Source organism: Bradyrhizobium sp. URHA0013, from assembly GCF_000518345.1.
GTDB lineage: Bacteria > Pseudomonadota > Alphaproteobacteria > Rhizobiales > Xanthobacteraceae > Bradyrhizobium.
Genome location: NZ_JADK01000017.1, coordinates 21,699 through 41,190 on the forward strand (window position 1 = coordinate 21,699; position 19,492 = coordinate 41,190).

Genomic DNA, 19,492 nt, shown 5'->3' on the forward strand with positions numbered 1-19,492 from the left:
CATGGTGCGCGATGCCTTCGAGATCGATCAGCCGGCCTGGAGCGTGGGAGTGACAGATGCAGACTAGCCACGAAGTTACGAGAAGCAATCCTCCTGCCACGACGGTCGCACCGGTGCCGTTCCTCAGCGCGTATTCCGCGGCCATCGGACGCTACGACTTCCTCGAGCCCGGCCAGGAGCAGCAGCTTGCACGCCGCTGGCAGCAGACGAGGGACCGACGAGCGGCAGACGCGCTCGTCACCAGCCATCTCCGGCTCGCGGCCAGGCTGGCGCGAGGCTACAAGGGATACGGCCTTCCGATGGTCGATCTGATTGCCGAGGCGAATCTGGGCCTCGTGATCGCAGCGTCACGCTTCGAACCCGACCGCGGCGCGCGCTTCTCCACCTATGCGGTCTGGTGGATCAGGGCCGCCATTCACGAGTACATCCTGCGGTCCTGGTCCCTCGTCAAGATCGGGACGACGGCCGCGCAGAAAAAGCTGTTTTTCAAGCTCCGCGGCGAGATCAGGAAAGCCACCGGCAGCGCGATGTCGGGGCTCACGCCTGACGTTGCCGAACTGATCGCGGGGAAGCTCGAGGTCACCGCGCGCGAGGTGATCGAGATGGACGCGCGGCTGCATGGCGACATGTCGCTGAATGTGCGCGTCGGTGGCGAGGACAGCGGAACGGAGCTGGAAGCCTTGCTGGTCGACGGGGCGGTCGACGCCGAGACGGTGCTGGTCGATCACGAGCAGACCGAGCGGCGTGCCAGCGCCTTGCGTGTTGCGCTCGGTGGGCTTGCTGCGCGGGAACGTCGCGTCTTCGAAGCGCGGCGGCTGACCGAATGCCCCGTCACGCTCGATCGGCTGGCCCACGAATTGTCCATATCCAGCGAACGTGTCAGGCAGATCGAGATGCGCGCCTTTGCCAAGGTCAAGCGGGCCGTGATGCTCGCCGCGCAGGATGCGCCACGGGGCACCGCATGCAGCGTCTGAATTCGTTTTCATTTGAACGCAAGTCCGGCCGCTCTCATCTGTCCGACGATCCCGCGTAACCCGCTCCAGGCAGACCACCATGGGAATTGTTCGCTTCGCGCTACGGCTTCCGCACACATTCTATGTGCTTGCCGCGCTGATCCTGTTCCTTGGCGGCATCGCGATCCGGTCGATGCCGACAGATATTTTCCCGGAGATCCGGATCCCCGTGGTCACGGTGATCTGGAGCTACACCGGCCTCTCCACGCCAGAGATGGAGCAGCGCGTCAGCACCTACAGCCAGTATTCGATCAGCGCCAATGTCAGCGGCATCAAGAATGTCGAAGCGCAGACCCTCAACGGCCTGTCGATTCAGAAGATCTACTTCCAGCCGGACGTCAATCTCGATCTCGCGATCTCGCAGATCGTCTCGGGGACCAACGCCATCCGGGCCCTGATGCCGCCGGGAATCCAGCCGCCTATCATCGTGCAGTTCAATGCCTCGAGCGTGCCGGTGCTCCAGCTTAGTCTCCAGTCAAACAGCCTGAACGAGCAGCAGCTTTACGATTTCGGCATCTACCGGGTCCGCCAGCAACTGGCTCCCGTTCCCGGCGTGACCCTGCCCACGCCTGCCGGCGGCAAATACCGTCAGATCATGGTCGACATCGATCCGAACAAGCTCCTGTCGCGCGGATTGACGCCGCTCGACATCGTCAATGCGGTCAACACCCAGAACCTGACCCTGCCGACCGGTACGACCAAGATCGGCGACACCCAGTACACCGTTCGCACCAATGCGACGCCGGCCACGATCCAGGATCTCAACATGATCCCGGTCAAGTTCGCGAACGGGGCCACGATCTTCCTGAAGGACGTCGCCCAGGTCCGCGACGGCGCCCAGGTCCAGCAGAACATCGTGCGCGAGGACGGCCACCGCGCCGTCCTGCTCAGCGTCATCAAGAACGGAAATGCCTCCACGCTCGCCGTCGTCAACGGCGTGAAGGCGGCTTTGACCTCGATACGCGCATCGGCTCCAGCGGGGCTGAAGATCAACGAGCTGTTCGACCAGTCAATATTTGTGACCCATTCGGTCAATGGCGTGCTGCGCGAAGGTGCGATCGCGGCCGGCCTCACAGCGCTGATGATCCTGGTGTTTCTGGGGTCATGGCGATCGACGCTGGTCGTCCTGATCTCGATCCCGCTGGCGATGCTGTCCTCGCTGATCGTCCTGTATTTCCTCGGCGAGACCCTCAACACGATGACGCTCGGCGGGCTTGCCCTCGCGGTCGGCATCCTTGTCGACGATTCGACGGTGACGATCGAGAACACGCACCGGCTCTGGACCGAGGAAGGAATGCCGTTGTCGGAGGCGACCCTGCATGGAGCTGCCGAGATCGCGGTGCCGACGCTGGTCTCGACGCTCGCCATCAGTTGCGTGTTCACGTCGGTCGTGTTCCTGGAAGGTCCGGCCAAATACCTCTTCACGCCGCTCGGCCTCGCAGTGGTGTTCGCGATGCTGGCGTCCTACGGGCTGTCGCGGACGCTCACGCCGATCACTATTGGCCTGCTGCTGAAGGGCGAGCGTCATCATGGCGGAAGCGAGCGCCCGTCGGGCATATTCGCGCGCGCCTCCGCTGCGTTCGAGCGCGGTTTTGAGCGCCTGCGCGATGGCTATTCCGATCTCCTGCTGAAGCTATTGCGGCATCGGGCCGTCGTGCCCGTCGTCGCCGTGCTGGTGCTGGCGCTCGGAGCCACCATGTTCGCCTATGTCGGCAGGGACTTCTATCCCCTGATCGACGGTGGTCAGATCCAGCTTCATGTTCGCGCGCCAGCGGGCACGCGGATCGAGCGCACGGAAGCGATCTTCCAGGCGGTCGAGGACAAGATCCGCGAAGTCATTCCGGAACGCGACCGGGCGTTGATCGTCGACAATATCGGTCTCCCGGCGCGGGCCTACAATCTCGCATTCACCGACGGGTCAACGATCGGGGTGAATGACGGCACCATTCTGGTGTCGCTGAAGGATGGGCACAAGCCGACGGCGGATTACGTCAGGAAGCTGCGGCAGGTGCTGCCAGCTGCCTTCCCGGAGGACACCTTCTATTTCCAGGCGGCCGACATCGTCACGCAGATCCTGAACTTCGGCCTTCCGGCGCAGATCGATGTCCGCACGGTCGGTTACGGCAGCAACAATCTGGCCGTGGCCAAGGAGCTGCAGAAGAGCCTCGCGGCGATCCCCGGCGTGGTCGATGCGCATTTGCAGCAGGAGGTCGATGCTCCCGCGTTCTACGCCGACATCGATCGCACCCGCGCCGCGCAACTGGGTCTCAATGCGAGCACGGTGGCGACCAACATCAATGTCAGCCTCAGCTCGTCCGCGCAGGTCTCGCCGAATTTCTGGACCGACCCGACGTCAGGCATCCCCTATTACCTGGCGGTGCAGACACCCGAATACAGGGCCGATTCACTGAACGCCCTGGGCAATACGCCGGTGTCGGCCTCGGCCGCCGCAAGCGGCCAGACGGTGCCCGGCTTGCTCAGCAATGTCGCGACTTTCAAGCGGGGGACCGTTCCCACCAATTCGAACCAGGCCAACGTCCAGCCGGTGTTCGACGTCTATGCGAGCGTCCAGGGCCGCGATCTCGGCAGCGTAGCGGCCGATATCGAGAAGGTGACGTCAACCCTGCAGAAGCAGCTCCAGCCAGGCAATTCGATCCAGGTCCTCGGACAGATCCAGAGCATGCATCAGTCGTTCCGCGATCTCGGGATCGGACTGCTGTTCGCCGCCATCCTGGTCTACCTGCTGATGGTCGTGAACTACCAGAATTTTGGCGATCCCTTCGTCGTCATCATGGCGCTGCCGGCGACATTCTGCGGCATCGTGACGATGCTGTTCATCACCGGCACCACGCTGAACGTGCCCTCGTTGATGGGAGCCATCATGGCGATCGGCGTTGCCTCGGCGAATTCGATCCTGCTCGTGACGTTCGCGCGTGACGAGCAGTTGAAGGGACATTCCGCTTTCCAGGCAGCGCTGAGCGCGGGCCGAACGCGGATCCGGCCCGTTCTGATGACCGCGGCCGCGATGATCGTGGGCATGATCCCGATGGCGATCGGCGGGCCGGGCGAGGAGCAGAATGCGGCGCTCGCGCGGGCAGTCATCGGCGGTCTGCTGTTTGCAACCCCGACCACCTTGCTGATCGTGCCTTATCTTTTCGCCATGCTGCGTAAGGGCAACGACGGCAAACCTCGCCACGGCGTATTCGAGGAGCAACCGGAATGAGCGACGTTCGCGCAAGGACCGATGACGACGGGGCGAGAGATCGACCCGGGGCGGAGAACCTCCGAGTCGTGGAGCTGCCGGGCAAGGGTGCACGATCCGGACGCCGTTACGGTGGCGCGCTGCTCGGCGGAGGCGTGCTCCTGCTGCTTGCGGGCGGTCTTGGCATCGGCGGCTGGCGGCACTATGAGGGCGCGCGTGACGTGGCCGCCGTGGCGGAGCAGGTTCGGACCAACGTTCCGGAAGTTCGGGTGGCGACGGTCAAACCCAGCGGCGACATCATGAAGGTCAGCCTGCCGGCGACGACGACTGCGTTCGAGGCGGCCAATATCTTCGCGCGGACCAGCGGCTACATCGAGAAGCGCCACGTCGATATCGGCGATCGGGTCAAGAAAGGTGATCTCCTCGCGGAAATCACCGCTCCTGAGCTGGATCAGCAGATCGCGCAGGCGCAGGCGACCCTCGCCCAGAACCAGGCCGCCCTTCAGCAGGCGCAGGCGAGCCGGGAGCTGGCCGACGTCACCAACTCGCGGGACAGCAATCTCGTCAAGCAAGGCTGGTTGACGGCACAGCAGGGCGACAACGACCGTCTAACCCTGCGCGCGCAGCAGGGGGCGGTGGGCGTCGCCCAGTCGAACATCGCGGCACAGGAGGCGCAGATTCGCGTTCTCCAGCAGGAGAAGTCCTACCAGCGCGTGGTGGCCCCGTTCGACGGTGTGGTCACGCAGCGGAATGTGGACAATGGCAGCCTGGTGCAAGCCGGGTCTACCTTCATGTTCACGATGATGCATTCCAACGTGATCCGGACCCAGGTCTTCGTGCCGCAGGACGAGGCGTTTGGGGTTGCCCCGGGCGTCGATGCGGACATCCGCGTCCCCGAGATTCCGGGACGAACGTTTGCGGGCAAGGTCACGCGGATCGCGACCGCGCTGCAGCCTGGGAGCCGGACGCTGCTGACCGAGATCGACGTGCCAAATCCCGATGGCCTGCTCAGTCCCGGCATCTATTGCACGGTCGAATTATCGATCCCGCGCAGGACGCCATCGATGACGATCCCGTCCGACGCGCTCGTCTTCGATCAGAACGGCCTCCACGTCGCGGTTGTGCGGAACGGCATGGTCCATTTGCAGCAGGTCTCAATCTCCAGGGATTTCGGCACCATTGTGGAAGTGCGCGACGGCGTGCAGCCCGGCGATCAGGTCGTGCTCAATCCCGCGGTCACTCTGGCGGAAGGCAGCAAGGTCACCGTTCGCAAGCGTGAGACGAGCTAGGGACACGAAAGATGATACGGGTCGCGTTCGCAATGATGGTCGCTTTCCTGCTCGGTCTGTCGCCAGGCCAGGCACAGGTCACAACGACCGGCACCACGGCAATGGATCTGCCGACGGTGCCGGGCGCCATCGTGATCTCGCCGCTCAACAGTCCGGGGCCGTTTTCCGCAACGACCGTGCCGGGTGCTCCGGATACGACGCTGGCCCCGGTCCCGCTTGCGTCGGATCCGACGACACCGGGAACCGTAGTCGTCTGCGCGCCACTCTCGTCATCGCCAACGCCGATGCCGGCGACCCCGACCGTATCGCCCACGGGCCTTTCGCCTCCGGGCATCGCGGCGCCGATCCTGCCGGTCACGGGACAGAGCGGTAGCTCCATCGGGACGATCTCCGCGGCCGCTCCGACGGGAACAGCTGCGACAGTGGCCTGCAGCTCAACGCCGGGAGGGCAGGTGACGAGCGCTGCGTCTCTGCCGCTTTCGATTCCGCAGGTGCTTGCGAGTTCCGCGCCCGGCACGATCGTGGCGGACACCAACGGCGCCGGCGGCGCGGGCATCGACCCGAATGCCGCCGTCGTGCCCAGCCCGAACAGCTCGGCTTGCGCGGAAGGAGTCTCGATGGCTCTGGAGCAACCCGCGACGGTGTTGCCGGCCAACGCCTCAGGCGCAGCGCCGACGCCGGGTGTGTCGCCGATCCTGCCGCCGGGATGCTGATGTAGACTTGCAGGCTTCCATGTGATCGCATCACACCGCGTTTGCCGGTTCATATAGCCGGACGGAGCTTGCGGACTTCGGCATCCGGTGGAAGCATCGTTCCGCCATCCCGATATCTCCAGTCCACCCTGACGGCCTTGCTGCCACTGAACGGTGTGTCGAAGCCGACATTGCCAAAGCCATCGGCCATCGCTTCGGTCTCGACGCTTCCGAGCTGTTCGATCGGAGCCACGATGGAGCTGATCATGGCGTGACCGACCACGGAGCCCATTGTGGGAGCCTCGCCGTAGCGCGCGGAATAGGCTGACGCGAACAAGCTATTCGCCTGTTCCAGGATCTCGGTCACGGGATAGGGATAGCCGGTCACGATCCATTCTGTCGGCGCATCCGAGCGAATGGAGATATTCCGGTTCGCCTGTTGTGAACGACACGACGTGTCCCCCTTGAACAAGCCGCGAACATTGCTTTGCTGGACAAGTTTCGTGAAATCGGGCCCGCTGCGCGGGGGTGTCCACGACAATGCCGGCGTCGGTGGCACCGAACGGCGACGGCTGACTGCCAATAAGCCCGCCGTCGGGCCGACGTTGGCTGAGATGCTGCACGAACCGCGTTACGGCAGACTGTCCGTACTTGTCGTTGGGAGTTCGCTCATCGTCCCGCCTTGAGCTGTGCTGCCTCCGGCACCAGCATTCGCCGCCCCGGCATCTCAACAGGCCATCTCTGCCGATGAGGACCGCTTATTCTAGAAGTTGACACCCGACCTCGTCGCATCCAATGCACAAATTCGTGACGCCAATCGGAGAATGTCGAGGAGACGCGAGGGGAGGAGAGGTGGGGCGGGGCATTCATGCTCCAACCGTTTGGAACTGGGCACGCGCCTCAAGTGATGAGAGATAGGCGAGACCTGCTCACCCGCTTCAGGATCGCCGGGCCGACTTTGCTGGCGCAAAGATGCTTCTGACACCGGCACCGCTGGCACAGACGCCGGCGTTCAAGCAGCGCTTGTCTAAGGATCATGAAGACTTCGCTGTGGCCTTCGTTAAGGATATGGAAGGGCCGCTTCTGACCGCGGCGGGGTCGACCTCGAGCTGGCGTGCAAGCTCGAGATGTTCGGTCGCGCTCATCATCGGCATCGCTGCGTTGCCTCCCGCGCGCCATTTTGCGGCGGTCGACCTTTGGCGACGGGTGTGCAATGGCGCAATCTTCGCTTCGCATTGCACTCCCTCGCGTGCGCCGACGCTAACCGCTTGGCGTCAGATGGAGATAGGTCCGATCGAACCCTGCCAACTCCTTCAAGCGTTCCTCCTCGAGCAGGTTGAAGCCGGATCTGTCCGTTTCGACCAACCGTTCCCCGCGCAGAGCTTGGAGGGTACGGTTCGTATGGACCACTGAAAGTCCCAAACAATCGCCGAGGTCGATTTGAGTGATGGGCAAGTTAAACGCTCCCCCGCGAGTGCGCCCGATTGCTTCAAGCCGCTCGTGCACTTCGATCAACAGGTGAGCCATTCTCGGCAGCGCGGCTCGCCGCCCAACATTCACGATCCATTCTCGGAAGATAGAACCATCGATGAGCGTCTCTCGCCACAAGGCCGCGGCCAGGTGCGGGTGTCGCGCCGTCACCTCGGTCAGCTCGGCATGCGAAATGAATCCAAGCGTGCAAGGCGAAAGGCTGACCAAATCATGGTCCATGATCCCGAGGTGAAGGCTTTGAAGGTCAGGTATGTCGCCTGGAATATGCAAGGACAGGACCTGTCGCTCTCCTTCGGCGGTCGTTTTCGATCGTGAGGCAAACCCCTCAACGATCAGGCAGCACTCGCCTGGACGAGCGCCATCCGCGACGATAATTTCACGGGCCCCGAGATGCCGCTCACGAATCCGCAGGCTCTGAATGGCGCGGATGTCCTCGCCATCCAGATGGTTCGACACAGCGAGTTTGGTGATGAGCGCTGACGCGAGATTTGCCGGCATCGGATCATCCTCATGAGACCCGAATGATGGCGTACCCACTCCGGCCTGCTAGGCGGGAGTCGCTTGAACTCTCAGCGCCGGCGCCCAATGGTATCTGCCGGGGATAGAAAATAACTTAGCAGGAATGAAACAGGTCCTGTGAGTCCCAAACGGCCGTTGTGATCAGTTAAGCGCGAACGTATTGATCCACGTTAAGAAAGCGGCGCAGAATTGCATCGGGTCGCTAAGGCCGACTGCCGCTCAACGAGCCAAGGTTAGGTCGATCTCAAGCGAAGCACTATTCGGAGCAAAGGCCCCGAGGAATCTCGAGCCTCGATTGATAAGATACGGACGACAGAACCGGGCAACACGTCCTTTGCGAAATCCGCCATGGCCTCCGAGGCAGCCAGCTTCACCTGTTCGAAAGTGGCTAACTCCACGCCTATGTCGTCGTCGTTGTCGCGAGTGTCGAAGTAGTAGCGAGTCATGTTTCAAGCCCAACCGGGACTACCGTTCCGAAGCAGTACCGACGAATGTCCAGAAGCCAAGTTCGAATTTCGCGCAAACTCAGGAACGTTCAGCTGCCGCAAGTCACTGATGCCAATCGCGCTGCCAACATTGTTCAGACCGAGACCCTATAGGACATTCGAAGCAGGCCTCCTTCGCTTTGGGCAGACCGACACCTACTCCGTGGCTGTCAATGTCAGGTTGAAGTAGGTCCGGCCGGTGTTTGGCACTTGGCTGTCGTTGACGACTATCTGCCAAGGCTCCCCTCGCCAAAGATCGTCCCCTATGTAGTCCTTCAGTACCGCACCAGCCAACCTGATCGCCTCCGACTTGGCTGCGGCGGTGTCGGGAAGCTCTAAGCCGTCAGTATCGGTCAGAGCAGTTCCGTCGACGATATGAAAGTGAAATCGGGGCACAGAGCTCACTCCCTTGGGCGGGAGCGCTGTAGCGTCTCTCAGTCAGAGGCGGCCGCGGAAGTCCCCTTGATAGACACTAACTAACGTGGAGGCGCTGCCGTTCCTACCGATAAACCTAGGCGCTCCATATAACGCCGGTCGCGAGCCGCCGATCCCGCTCGAGTGGTGTGACTTCCGCTTTGGCAGGCGCCGACGTTCACGGGCACAGACCCTTAGCCGCGGTAGTCGGCGGGCTGTCGTAGTCGCGTCGCCACCAAGTGAACCTGATCGACGCATCTTTGCACCGGCCCGGATAGTCTCGCGTGATCCAGGGCTCATCGGCGGAGCGAAGGTCCTCGATCTTCGACCAACGGAGGCAGATCCAGTTGGCTTGGACTGGACGCTTCGTGCTTGAGCTTGCCTCCACAACGAGCGCGAATGCGCGCTCGTCCCCGGCGGCGTGGCCCAGGATATATGGGCAGACGGTCCGGCGCTTGCCGCCATGGCTCACGTGAACCGGCCGGCGTTCAAGGATCGCTTGTCTGAGCGCCATGAAGACCTGGCTGTGCCCTTCGCTCAAAATCCCGTGCGGTCGCTTGCGACCGCGGCGGGGTCGGTAGCGGCGAAGTCCGGGTTGAAGGTCGCTGCTTGGGTGATCCCGATGCGCTCCATCAGCGCAAAACTCGTGCGGTCAACAAACGAAAAACCCTCCTCGGGAGAGCTCGCCTGTATCTGCGCAGCCGCGTCCGGATCGGCGCGGACAATGGGTTCGATCCGAACTCCACCGTCGCGCAGCCGCTCCCAGAAGATCTCCGCAACGTTGCTGCCGAATTGGGCTTTTAGAAGCTGCCACGTTTCACCCAGCACCAGATCCGTCGTGAGATGCTGGTCGATGCTGCGAAGGATAGACTTGGCGCGCTCATTCTGAGCATCCCGCTTGGCGGCGGCGGCGAACCAGATGGAGGTGTCAACGAACGCACTCATGCGCGTCACTCCTGAACCGGGTACTCCCAAATCTTACCCGTCGGATCGTTCTGCTCAACCCACTTTTCCGCACACGCTTGCGAGGCAAAGAGCCTGACCCAATCGACGTCCCCGACGTCTCGGGAGCCCGGGTCCGGCGAGTAGAGCCAGACCGATCCTTCGGCTGGACCGCCGTCCACTTCGTATTCCCAAGCAACGCCTTCGGGATCGTGGTCCTGGAGCCAGGCGTCTACGGCACGCCCAGATGCAAATACCTTCACCCATTCGGGATCGCCCATCGTGCGCGACTCGCCGTCCTTGTAGTCGTCGAGGTAGAGCCATACGGTTCTGCCCTCGCGGCGAGCCTCGTCATGGCGGAGAACCGCCTCGTTCACCCGCTGCCGGTCCGAGCGATCGGCTTCAGGCAGCGACGTCACCGCGGCATAGAGTTCGGCCGGAATGCTGCGGCTGTCGCCCAGAGGCTTGCAGCGCCATTCCACCCATTTATCGAATGCGTCCGACATATCGCTCACCTCCTTGGTTTGGCGCGGAACGGACTGTCCATGGTGAAGGCGTCCGGCGCGATCCCGCTCTCGATGCGCTTCCAGGTCACGGGCGCTGCGATCGGAAATCCATCGCGTGCTCGTGGGGAATAGGTACCGATCGCGGTGGTGCCGCGGCCATTGCGCAGATAATCGAGGAAGATGCGATCGCGGCGCTTTGCCTGGGCGGACAGGAGGTAGCGGTCCGGATGGCGCGCAGCGAGGGCGGACACCAGCTGATGCGCCACTCGATGCGCCTTGTCGTGCAGCATCGGCTGATCCAGTGGCGCCATGAGATGAATACCTTTGCCGCCGGTGAGCTTGGGCCAGGTCTCGAAACCCTGTCGTTTCATCAGCGTGCGCAGTTCGAGCGCGGTCTCCACGACGCCATCCCAGTCGACGCCCTCTCCGGGATCGAGGTCGATCACGATGCGATCGGCATGCTCGAAGTCCTCGACGGTCGCATTCCACGGGTGCAGCTCGACGGCGCCGATCTCGACGAGGCCAAGGAAACCATCCAGGCTGTCGACCCACAGGCGCGTTCCCTGGCCGCCCTCGCGCTTCTGGATAACGAGCTGGTGCACCGCAGCCGGAATGTCCTTCGGCAGCGGTCCCTTGTGATAGAAGGTCGTGCCGTGCACGTGACGAACGAGCTTCAGCGGACGATGGCCGAGGTGCGGCAGCGCCTTCTTCCAGACCCGCGTCCAATACTCTGTGAGTTCTTCTTTCGATGGAGCAACGGCTTCGGGCAGAAGCTGCAGGATGTTCGCTCGGGGGACGCCCAGCTTCGGCCGGCCGGCGACGGACGGCACCAGCCGTGGCGCCTTGACCTTGCGCACCGTAAGATCATCGCGAAAGCCCTTGAACACGGCTTCGCGCAGCAGGCCATCATCGGTCAGCGCGCCGTATTGCACCTCGATTGCAAGGGTCGGCTCCACTGAAGTCGCCTTCGGCTTTTTGACCGCCGCATCGAGCGGAGAAGTCTTGCGGATCAACGGATCAAGCCGCTCGCGCAATTCGCGTGCGGTCGTCTCCGTGTAACCGGTACGCACCTTCCCGGCGTAGAGCAGCTTGCCGTTCTGGCGTCGGCCGACGTAGAGCGAGGCGACCTTGCGCGGGCGCGCCCCAAGCTTCTCCACGAAGGCGACGATTGGGGAGGTCTCGCTCTTCTTGCACTTGAGCTTGATCCAGCTCTCCTGCCGACCTGAGCGGTACGGTTGGCCCAGCCGTTTGGCGACCAGACCTTCGAGGCCCAGTTTGCACCCCTTGTCGAAGATCACGTTGCCATCGGCCGCAAGCGCCTCGACATAGATGAAGGTCACTGGCGCGTCCTTCAGAAGGCGCTGCAGCAGGCGCTTGCGATCCTCATACGCGACGCCGCGCAAGTCATAGCCGTCGAGGTAGAGAAGGTCGAAGGCGTGGTAGCGCACACGCTCGCTGCGCTTGGGGCCGAGCTCCCGCCTGAGCTGCTGGAAGTCCGGCAGGCCGCCACTGCCGTACACCACGGCCTCACCGTCGATGATCGCACTATTTGCCCTGAGTAGGTCGGCGCTCGCGGCGATCGATGAGAATTGTTCGGTCCAGTCAAGGCCGGTGCGCGAATAGACCTTGGCGTCACCATCTCGCAGATGCAGCTGGGCGCGGTAGCCGTCCGCCTTAATTTCGTAGACCCAGTCTTCGCCGCGCGGCGGCCTCTCGCGCAACGTGGGATCACACGGCTCGATGTAACCAGGAATAGCAGCTTTGATGGCGCCGTGAACACGCGAAACTCCGAAACGGGACTGACGCAACGCCACGGCACACATGCCGATTCAACGCGGTCGCGCTGATTCGTTCCGTTCCGCAGAAGTCTACATCTGCGCCGGAGCGAGCTTCCGGGGCAGGCTCGTCATGCATCCTAATGCGAGCGCTGCTTGATAGCAGCGCCAAGCCCAGATGGAGCGTTCTCCGAACTTTGCCTTCCACAAGCAGCCGGCGGGACCTCGGAACTGTCCACTTGCCGTCTGCGTCCTGCTGGGGGTGAGCGGAAGGTCTCGCACTGGTTAAGCATGACAAGTCGGATCCAGAGGCCTTCCTTCACGCCTTTTTCTCTAGATTGCAATGCTTGCCCCGAACGGCCGTCATGGGTCGTTCGGCGCTCAGATCCCTGCTGCGCTACTGATGTTCGCGCAGCTGCCGCTCCAGCTCTATTGCTCGATCTGCGTTATAAGCGCGCTTCAGCAAGGACTTGCGTTCCTCTCCCGGAGGTTTCTGATCCGCCTGCTCTCGCAGAGTCATGGCGAACTTCGCCAGCCGAATTTCGAGAGAAACTGTTTGCTTGAACCGTCGCCTGCGTTTGATCAACATTGACACTCCCTTCCGTTGCTCGGCGGTTGTATCTCCGGCGGAATGGAAGCTGCAGGATCATAAGCTAATTGCGCCTGCGATTTATTTTCGGTCGGCCGTTGCAAATGTTATGGCGGGCGTGTCACCGGGCCCCAGAATCTCGCGCCGTCAGTATTGGCGTGTGCTGGCGCGTTCCGCCCATCTGTCGGTATGAGAGGCCCAGAGAAAAGCGACAAGCCACCAAGTAGCCGCGCAAGGCAGTGGCCGGAGAGAGGTGTGCTGATGCCGATCCAAGGAAAACATAAACGGGACGAAGAAGCCGACTTGCAACCGTCGGCGGGATTCGCTGTCCACCTTCGGGCGGACGCAAAAGCCTTTGCTTTGCGCTCTCTACTCGCAGATGGACAGCGCGCGTGCAAGCGCACGCGTGTCGACCGGCTTGTCAAACCGAGGGGCGTCAGCATATGCGCTCGGTACTAGCCACTGGTCATAGCCGGTGGCGAAGATGAACGGCACTCCTCGCGCGCGCAGATCGTCGGCTACAGGGAAAACCTTCTCGACACCGAGATTCACGTCGAGGATGGCAAGATCGAGCGCCGACTCTCCTGCGACAAGCGCCAAGGCATCTGCCACGGAGGCTGCGGACCGATCACCGTCGCGCCGAGATCCTCGAGAGCCCTCGCAAGGTCGACAGCGATCATGTATTCGTCCTCGACCACCAGAACGTGTCGTCCTTCCAGCACACTTTTCGCTGCATCAGCCATCCACAGCCCCATGGCTCTCAATCTCGGTTGCGATCCGGCAGCGCACGCCGTTGGGACCAAATTCCAGACAGGTCTTGGCATTAAGCTGGTAGGGGAGCGCGCGCTCAATCAGCTCGCTGCCGTAGCCCTTCCGAGCCGGACGGCCGCTTCCATCCGGCATCTGGAGGCCGCTCTCGCGCCAGTCAAGCACGGCTCGCCGCTTGGACCCGTTAGCTCCCTCCAGCCTCCACAGAATATCGAGCCTACCCGCCGGTTGCCTCAATGCCCCGTACTTGAGCGCATTGGTGGCGAGTTCATGGATCGCAAGCGCGAATGTTTGAGCTGAGCTGGGAGGCAGCATGGCCGGCGGACCGTCAATCGTGACCTTGCCCGGCTCTACACCACCGTCGCCGTGCGCCGTTAGCTCCAGCTCGATAAGCTCCCGCAGATCAATGGCGCCGTGGTCGACCCGCGCGAGCAGCCCCTGAACCCGGCTGAGAGCGCGCAATCGGCCCTCGAACTCGGTCGCCAATTGGTCTGTCGAGCCGCTGGTGCGGATCGTCTGGCGCGCGATCGACTGTACCACCGCAAGCAGGTTGCGGGTTCGGTGCTGGAGCTCCGCTAAGAGGACCTTTTGGCGTTCCTGGAGCCCTCGCATGTCGTGGACGTCTGTTGAGGTGCCGACCCAGTCGCTGTCCATGTCCTGAGCGAGGCCGAGCGGCTTCGCCCTTGTCTGATGCCAGCGGTACTCGCCGTCTTTCGCTTGTCGGATGCGGTGCTCGATGTAGTATTCGCCGGTTGTACGAGCCTGCGTCCATCCCGCGACGGTCACATTACGATCGTCGGGATGGACCGCATCGAGCCAACCGAAGCCGAGACTTTGCTCGAACGTCACTCCGGTGAACACGATCCATTGCGGGCTGCCCCAGTTGCGCTCGCCGGTGCCGCGCGTGCGGAACACGAGTTGGGGAATGTTGGTGGCCAGCAGACGAAAGAGCTCCTCGCTTTTGCGGAGCTGCTCCTCCGCATTCCGGCGCTTGGTCAGATCGCGCAGGATCTTGACGAAGCCGCTCCCGTCCGCAAGCGGCATGATGGCCCCCGATCCCCAGAAGCGCGAGCTATCCTTCCGTACGTGCCAGCGCTCGTCTTCCGCCCGCCCTCGGGCGCGGCCCTCCTCACGCTCTTTTTGAGGAGCCATGGCAGCGCGGTCCTCAGGCGTGAACACGATGTCGCCGTCGCGGCCGACGATCTCGTCGGCGGCGTAGCCCAACAGTCGCTCGGCCCCAACATTCCAGCTTGTGACGACGCCTTGTCGGTCTAAGGCCATGATGGCGAAGTCCGTTGCACTCTCCACCAGAAGGCGCAACATTTCGTCGCTGCTGGGTGCGCCTCGTTCGGGTCGGCTAACTGGATCGTCCGTCACTTGCTGCCTCCGCTTGGCCTGCAGGCCGGAAGGAGATCGAAGCCGGTCTGAAACGCCCTCGGAACTGCAATCGTGCCGCAGAACGGACGTTCCTACGCGCATGCCATTGGGCGTGAGTAGATGTCGTCTCTTTGGGCCTCCGGCTCCGCCAGTACGCTCTTCTCGGTCCGGGCTCAATTCAGCAGCCGCAGACTGCTGGCCCGAAGGTTGAGCACGATCGCTCGCCGATGCCGAACTGATCTAGGCATTCCTGCACGGCCGGGCGTCCGGCGTCCTCATGACGCCGGGAGGCCGCGAGCTGTGCCCGATGGCTGGGGCGGTCGAAAGGCATCGCTCGGTGATTCTCCGCCGCCCGGCTGCGGCAACCTCCTGTTATCGCCCGACGATTGGAGCGCCGGCGCTCAGAGGGTAATAGGAACGGGTGCGTCCTCTGCAACATTGCTGCTAATCAGACAATGGGAGACCTAAATGGCAACGCATATCGTGATGGACCACAGCGGCGATAGCCGTCATGACTTCAGTAATAGCGATGCAAGGGCGCTGGCAGATGCCGAGCGGCGCTTCGTGGAATTGACGGGCAAAGGCTTCACCGCGGCGGTCCGGACTGCCGAAGGCGACGTGAGCAGGATCTCCAGATTCGATCCCACCGTAGAAGAGACGTTATTTTTCCCGCGTCTTGTGGGTGGTTAGTCGGCTGGGCGAATGCATAACTCCCGTCGGGGCTTCGTCGATGATCCGCCGGGCCATAGCGCGCGTCTCCATGACCGAACCTCTGAACACGTCGGGGGTGTACGTGTCCCGACCTTCTCGACTTTCGACATTTTTGCTAAATCCGCTACGGCGCGACGGAGCCGCCCTGCGAGTCGATGTGGCATAACCTGAGGTGTCGGGATCCCACGCGTACCTCTTCCTGTTGCGGAGTGCTCTCGCGGACTGATCGCGATTGTCACTGCTTCATTTGGCACTTTTGACTGATCTCCAGTTACGGCGATGCTCTTTTTCTGCAAACCGGCTTTCGTATGCAACGTTCCGATCCGGGTGGTCGCCCATGATCCAACGCGGATGGTAGGCGAGCATCAACTTCATATTACGTGGCAGATCCACCATGGCTTCCCGAGCGCGCGTTCGAAAGCCGAGCAAAAGCACCCGCTCGCGAAAAGGGCGGATATCTGCATCACGTAGGGTAAGTGAGTCCCGGCCGTCGCCCGTCTATGGGGATTAACAAATGATGCGGCACTCTAGCAAACGTACATGCGTCCTCTGCGGCCAAATTATCAAAAGCTACTTTGTCCATTTCACCCACCGGTGATCGGCCGGTAACGGCCGGCTGGTCAGGAACGCCCGCCAACTCAAGTGGTTATTGCGGACCCCGATGAGTAATCAATTGCGGAGCTTGGAGAACACTGTGTGCGGCATCTGTGGTGAGATAAGGACACAAGGCGACGTTTCCATTTCTGGTCTCTCGAGTATGGCAGGCGCCATGCGCGCGAGAGGCCCCGACGCAGGGGGACTCTTTGCGCAATCAACGATCGGGTTTGGTCACCGTCGTCTCGGCATCCTCGACCTCACACCGTCCTCCCAACAGCCGATGGTAGACAACGAGCTTGGCCTGGGCCTCGTCTTCAACGGCTGCATCTACAATTATCGAGAGCTCAGATCCGAGCTGCGCACACTGGGCTATCGCTTCTTTTCCGACGGCGACACTGAGGTCATCCTGAAGGCCTACCATGCTTGGGGGCCGGACAGTGTCCGGAAATTCAGCGGGATGTTCGCTTTCGCGCTGTGGGAGCGCGACAGCGGCCGGGTCGTCCTGGTCCGGGACAGACTTGGTATCAAGCCGCTATATTATGCCGAAGGACCCGGCTTCTTCCGGTTTGCATCGACACTGCCCGCCTTGCTTGCTGCGGGAGACGTCAACACTTCGCTGGATCCCGTCGCGCTGCACCACTTCTTCAGCTTTCATGGAGCTGTTCCGCCGCCGCGGACCGTATTGCAGGGCGTGAAGAAGTTGGAGCCTGCGACCATTCTGACGATCGAGCCCTCTGGCGCCCGTACGGCTCGGCGCTATTGGAGCTTCACTGTCGGAGAGCAGCCGGACGAGCCCCTCGTCAAGCAGGAGTGGTCCGATGCTCTTGCCAGCACGTTATCTGCCGCTGTGGAGCGCCGTCTCGTGTCGGATGTTCCGGTGGGCGTTCTCCTGTCCGGCGGGCTCGACAGTTCACTTATCGTCGCTCTATTGGCCGAGTTGGGTCACCGGGAGATCCGGACCTTCTCGATCGGCTTTGATGGCGTCGGGAGCCATTCCGGCGATGAGTTCGAGTATTCCGACCTCATCGCGCGCCAGTTCGGGACAAAGCACGAGCAGATACGAATCGACGGGCTTGGCGCGCTGGATGCACTCCCCGAGGCGATCACGTCCATGTCGGAGCCTATGGTCAGCCACGATGCGCTTGCGTTTTATCTGCTGTCCGCCGAGGTCTCAAAGCGAGTGAGGGTCGTCCAAAGTGGACAAGGAGCGGACGAAATATTCGGCGGCTACAGCTGGTATCCCTCTTTTCTGTCCGCCAATGATGCCGCCGAGCAGTACCAAAACGTCTACTTCGATTGGAAGCACGCGGACCTGGTCAAGCTTCTATCCGGTGACTTTATCTCGGAAGACTTCAGCCGGGATTTCGTGGAAACGTTCTTCGCCCGAGCCGGTGCAGCATCTCCCGTCGACAAGGCATTGCAAATCGATTCGGAGATCATGCTGGTCGATGATCCGGTCAAGCGGGTCGACAACATGACCATGGCGTTTGGTCTCGAAGCGAGGGTGCCGTTTCTCGACCATCAAGTCGTGGAGCTCGCGGCGCGCGTCCCCTCAAGCCTCAAGGTTGGGGGCGGCGGCAAGACGATTCTCAAAGACATGGCTCGTAGATATGTGCCGAGAGCCATCGTCGATCGGCCCAAGGGCTATTTTCCAGTTCCTTCTCTACGCTACCTGAGAGGTCCGTTCCTCGACTATGTTCGCGAGATCATGACTTCATCCAAGGCCGCAATGCGGGGTTTGTATCGCACGGATTTCATCGATCACATGCTGCAGCATCCTGAAGCTGAAATGAGCCCGAAGGGCCATTCGCGCCTGTGGCAGGCGACTGTTCTCGAAGCGTGGTTGCAAGCGCATGCAATTTGATCCGAAAATACTGGAGATGTTGCGGGTTCAGCTGAGCCGTGACGGCGGCCACCTGATCATCCGCTCCGCTGCCGGCGTCGATGAGACCAGCGAGTACTCGTTCGGGATCGAGGAGGAGTACTTCCTTGCGGACAGGAAGACGCTGGATGTCGCCACTCAAACGCCGAATGATCTGTTCGAAGCTGCGAGCTGGTCTACGGGCGGCCAGGCGATGCGCGAGATGCTGCAGGCCCAGCTGGAGGTCGCCACGAACGTCCATATCCACGCCAACGACGCTCGCGAGGAATTGAAGTTTCTGCGGCGCGAGGTTGCTGCCGTTGCCGCGCAATACGGCTTCGCGATCATGGCGTGCGGTACGCATCCCACCGCATCGTGGCGGTACTCGCAGCCCAGCCCGAAGCCGCGTTACGAGGACATGATCGAGGATCTTAGAACGCTCGGACACCGCAACATGCTGTGCGGGATGCACGTTCACGTGCAACTGCCAGACCCGGAGCGGCGGTTTACGTTGATGCGCGCCATGATCCCTTATCTTCCCCTGTTCATCGCGCTGTCGACCTCTTCGCCGTTCTGGCACGCGAACGAAACCGGATTGAAGGGTTATCGCCTCGCAGCGTACGATGAGCTGCCCCGCACCGGCCTGCCTGAATTGTTCGGGAGCAGGAGCGAATACGAAGAGTATGTAGCTGCTCTCGTCCGGTCGGGCGTCATGCCCGACGAAAGTTACGTGTGGTGGGGAATGCGTCCGTCGTCCCGCCACCCCACCCTGGAATTGCGCGCTCCCGACGTCTGCACCCGGGTTGATGACGCGGTTGCGATCGCATCCTTGTATCGCACGTTGTCGCGGTACTTGTACGAGAGGCCGCACCTCTCAGAGCAGGTGACGAACGTCGATCGAGCAATCGCAGTCGAGAACAAGTGGCGTGCTCAACGATACGGAACAAACTGCATCTTCGCGACGAGAGACGGTCCAGTTGAAATTCGCCAGATGCTGTCCGCGCTACTCGACGACCTATCAGCCGATGCTGCGGCACTGGCCGTTCAGCGTGAGTTGGAGGAATGCAAGAAGATACTCGAGCGCGGCAACTCGGCCGATGCCCAGCTGAGGGTCTACAGGAACAGTGGGCGCAACCTGGGCGAAGTTAATCGGTGGATCGCCCAAGCAACGGTAGCCGGGCAGGTCGAGCCGTCTTCTTGGGCGTCCAACCAAGAGATCGTTTAACAACACGCGCCTTTGACGAGGTTGCCAAAACGACAG

Annotated in this window: 17 protein-coding genes; 7 read left to right on the forward strand and 10 right to left on the reverse strand. The window is 62.0% G+C overall.

From position 1 onward, the window contains the following. Nucleotides 1–56 precede the first annotated feature (56 nt). From rpoH to N551_RS38215, 4 genes are all read left to right on the forward strand, one after another. Nucleotides 57–974, forward strand: coding sequence for an RNA polymerase sigma factor RpoH (gene rpoH, locus N551_RS0119970; RefSeq protein WP_027568398.1), 918 nt, complete (start codon nucleotides 57–59; stop codon nucleotides 972–974). Nucleotides 975–1,053: 79 nt separating this feature from the next. Further along, nucleotides 1,054–4,236, forward strand: coding sequence for an efflux RND transporter permease subunit (locus N551_RS0119975; protein WP_027568399.1), 3,183 nt, complete (start codon nucleotides 1,054–1,056; stop codon nucleotides 4,234–4,236). Next, complete coding sequence (locus tag N551_RS0119980; protein WP_027568400.1) at nucleotides 4,233–5,504, forward strand: efflux RND transporter periplasmic adaptor subunit; 1,272 nt, start codon at nucleotides 4,233–4,235, stop codon at nucleotides 5,502–5,504. Before N551_RS0119975 ends, N551_RS0119980 begins: the two co-directional genes overlap by 4 nt. Before the next feature lie 11 nt (nucleotides 5,505–5,515). Beyond that, complete coding sequence (locus N551_RS38215) at nucleotides 5,516–6,217, forward strand: hypothetical protein (RefSeq protein ID WP_155809832.1); 702 nt, start codon at nucleotides 5,516–5,518, stop codon at nucleotides 6,215–6,217. A gap of 49 nt (nucleotides 6,218–6,266) precedes the next feature. On the opposite strand, the gene N551_RS39390 is transcribed toward N551_RS38215, so the two are convergent. The 10 genes from N551_RS39390 to N551_RS36015 all read right to left on the reverse strand — a co-directional run bounded on the left by N551_RS39390 (nucleotide 6,267) and on the right by N551_RS36015 (nucleotide 15,008). Beyond that, nucleotides 6,267–6,584, reverse strand: coding sequence for a hypothetical protein (locus tag N551_RS39390; protein ID WP_027568402.1), 318 nt, complete (start codon nucleotides 6,582–6,584; stop codon nucleotides 6,267–6,269). Nucleotides 6,585–7,456: 872 nt separating this feature from the next. Further along, nucleotides 7,457–8,185 (reverse strand): Crp/Fnr family transcriptional regulator, encoded by a 729-nt coding sequence (locus N551_RS0119995; RefSeq protein WP_027568403.1) that lies wholly within the window; start codon nucleotides 8,183–8,185, stop codon nucleotides 7,457–7,459. Nucleotides 8,186–8,439: 254 nt separating this feature from the next. After that, entirely contained in the window at nucleotides 8,440–8,652 is a 213-nt protein-coding gene (locus N551_RS39730; protein WP_027568404.1) for a hypothetical protein, read from the reverse strand. Nucleotides 8,653–8,847: 195 nt separating this feature from the next. Then, nucleotides 8,848–9,096, reverse strand: a complete 249-nt coding sequence (locus N551_RS39735) for a hypothetical protein (RefSeq protein WP_371180073.1) — start codon at nucleotides 9,094–9,096, stop codon at nucleotides 8,848–8,850. Between the two features lie 546 nt (nucleotides 9,097–9,642). Further along, the gene (locus tag N551_RS0120015; protein WP_027568407.1) at nucleotides 9,643–10,050 is read right to left on the reverse strand and encodes a type II toxin-antitoxin system VapC family toxin; all 408 of its coding nucleotides are present in this window, start codon (nucleotides 10,048–10,050) and stop codon (nucleotides 9,643–9,645) included. Nucleotides 10,051–10,055: 5 nt separating this feature from the next. Further along, complete coding sequence (locus N551_RS36000; RefSeq protein WP_035961634.1) at nucleotides 10,056–10,553, reverse strand: hypothetical protein; 498 nt, start codon at nucleotides 10,551–10,553, stop codon at nucleotides 10,056–10,058. A 5-nt stretch (nucleotides 10,554–10,558) separates the two neighbouring features. Next, nucleotides 10,559–12,376, reverse strand: a complete 1,818-nt coding sequence (gene ligD / locus N551_RS0120025; protein WP_027568408.1) for a DNA ligase D — start codon at nucleotides 12,374–12,376, stop codon at nucleotides 10,559–10,561. Between the two features lie 349 nt (nucleotides 12,377–12,725). Then, on the reverse strand, nucleotides 12,726–12,917 hold the full coding sequence (locus N551_RS37260; RefSeq protein ID WP_249808924.1) for a hypothetical protein: 192 nt from the start codon (nucleotides 12,915–12,917) through the stop codon (nucleotides 12,726–12,728). A 369-nt stretch (nucleotides 12,918–13,286) separates the two neighbouring features. Then, complete coding sequence (locus N551_RS39740; protein ID WP_371180074.1) at nucleotides 13,287–13,517, reverse strand: hypothetical protein; 231 nt, start codon at nucleotides 13,515–13,517, stop codon at nucleotides 13,287–13,289. 135 nt (nucleotides 13,518–13,652) lie between these two features. Further along, nucleotides 13,653–15,008 (reverse strand): sensor histidine kinase, encoded by a 1,356-nt coding sequence (locus tag N551_RS36015; protein ID WP_051462866.1) that lies wholly within the window; start codon nucleotides 15,006–15,008, stop codon nucleotides 13,653–13,655. 522 nt (nucleotides 15,009–15,530) lie between these two features. On the opposite strand from N551_RS36015, the gene N551_RS0120045 reads away from it, so the two are divergent. The 3 genes from N551_RS0120045 (at nucleotide 15,531) to N551_RS0120055 (ending at nucleotide 19,456) form a co-directional block, all read left to right on the forward strand. Next, nucleotides 15,531–15,752, forward strand: a complete 222-nt coding sequence (locus N551_RS0120045; protein WP_027568410.1) for a hypothetical protein — start codon at nucleotides 15,531–15,533, stop codon at nucleotides 15,750–15,752. A gap of 715 nt (nucleotides 15,753–16,467) precedes the next feature. Then, on the forward strand, nucleotides 16,468–18,234 hold the full coding sequence (locus N551_RS0120050; RefSeq protein ID WP_027568411.1) for an N-acetylglutaminylglutamine amidotransferase: 1,767 nt from the start codon (nucleotides 16,468–16,470) through the stop codon (nucleotides 18,232–18,234). Beyond that, the gene (locus N551_RS0120055; protein ID WP_027568412.1) at nucleotides 18,224–19,456 is read left to right on the forward strand and encodes a carboxylate-amine ligase; all 1,233 of its coding nucleotides are present in this window, start codon (nucleotides 18,224–18,226) and stop codon (nucleotides 19,454–19,456) included. Before N551_RS0120050 ends, N551_RS0120055 begins: the two co-directional genes overlap by 11 nt. The last annotated feature ends 36 nt before the right edge of the window (nucleotides 19,457–19,492 follow it).

Bases quoted from the DNA above. Each gene is read 5' to 3' on its own strand.
- rpoH (WP_027568398.1), top strand. From the start codon at position 57: ATGCAGACTAGCCACGAAGTTACGAGAAGCAATCCTCCTGCCACGACG.
- N551_RS36015 (WP_051462866.1), bottom strand. From the start codon at position 15,008: ATGTTGCGCCTTCTGGTGGAGAGTGCAACGGACTTCGCCATCATGGCC.
- N551_RS0120055 (WP_027568412.1), top strand. From the start codon at position 18,224: ATGCAATTTGATCCGAAAATACTGGAGATGTTGCGGGTTCAGCTGAGC.
- N551_RS0119975 (WP_027568399.1), top strand. From the start codon at position 1,054: ATGGGAATTGTTCGCTTCGCGCTACGGCTTCCGCACACATTCTATGTG.
- N551_RS0120045 (WP_027568410.1), top strand. From the start codon at position 15,531: ATGGCAACGCATATCGTGATGGACCACAGCGGCGATAGCCGTCATGAC.
- N551_RS39730 (WP_027568404.1), bottom strand. From the start codon at position 8,652: ATGACTCGCTACTACTTCGACACTCGCGACAACGACGACGACATAGGC.
- N551_RS0120015 (WP_027568407.1), bottom strand. From the start codon at position 10,050: ATGAGTGCGTTCGTTGACACCTCCATCTGGTTCGCCGCCGCCGCCAAG.
- N551_RS37260 (WP_249808924.1), bottom strand. From the start codon at position 12,917: ATGTTGATCAAACGCAGGCGACGGTTCAAGCAAACAGTTTCTCTCGAA.
- N551_RS36000 (WP_035961634.1), bottom strand. From the start codon at position 10,553: ATGTCGGACGCATTCGATAAATGGGTGGAATGGCGCTGCAAGCCTCTG.
- ligD (WP_027568408.1), bottom strand. From the start codon at position 12,376: ATGTGTGCCGTGGCGTTGCGTCAGTCCCGTTTCGGAGTTTCGCGTGTT.
- N551_RS38215 (WP_155809832.1), top strand. From the start codon at position 5,516: ATGATACGGGTCGCGTTCGCAATGATGGTCGCTTTCCTGCTCGGTCTG.
- N551_RS0119995 (WP_027568403.1), bottom strand. From the start codon at position 8,185: ATGCCGGCAAATCTCGCGTCAGCGCTCATCACCAAACTCGCTGTGTCG.
- N551_RS0119980 (WP_027568400.1), top strand. From the start codon at position 4,233: ATGAGCGACGTTCGCGCAAGGACCGATGACGACGGGGCGAGAGATCGA.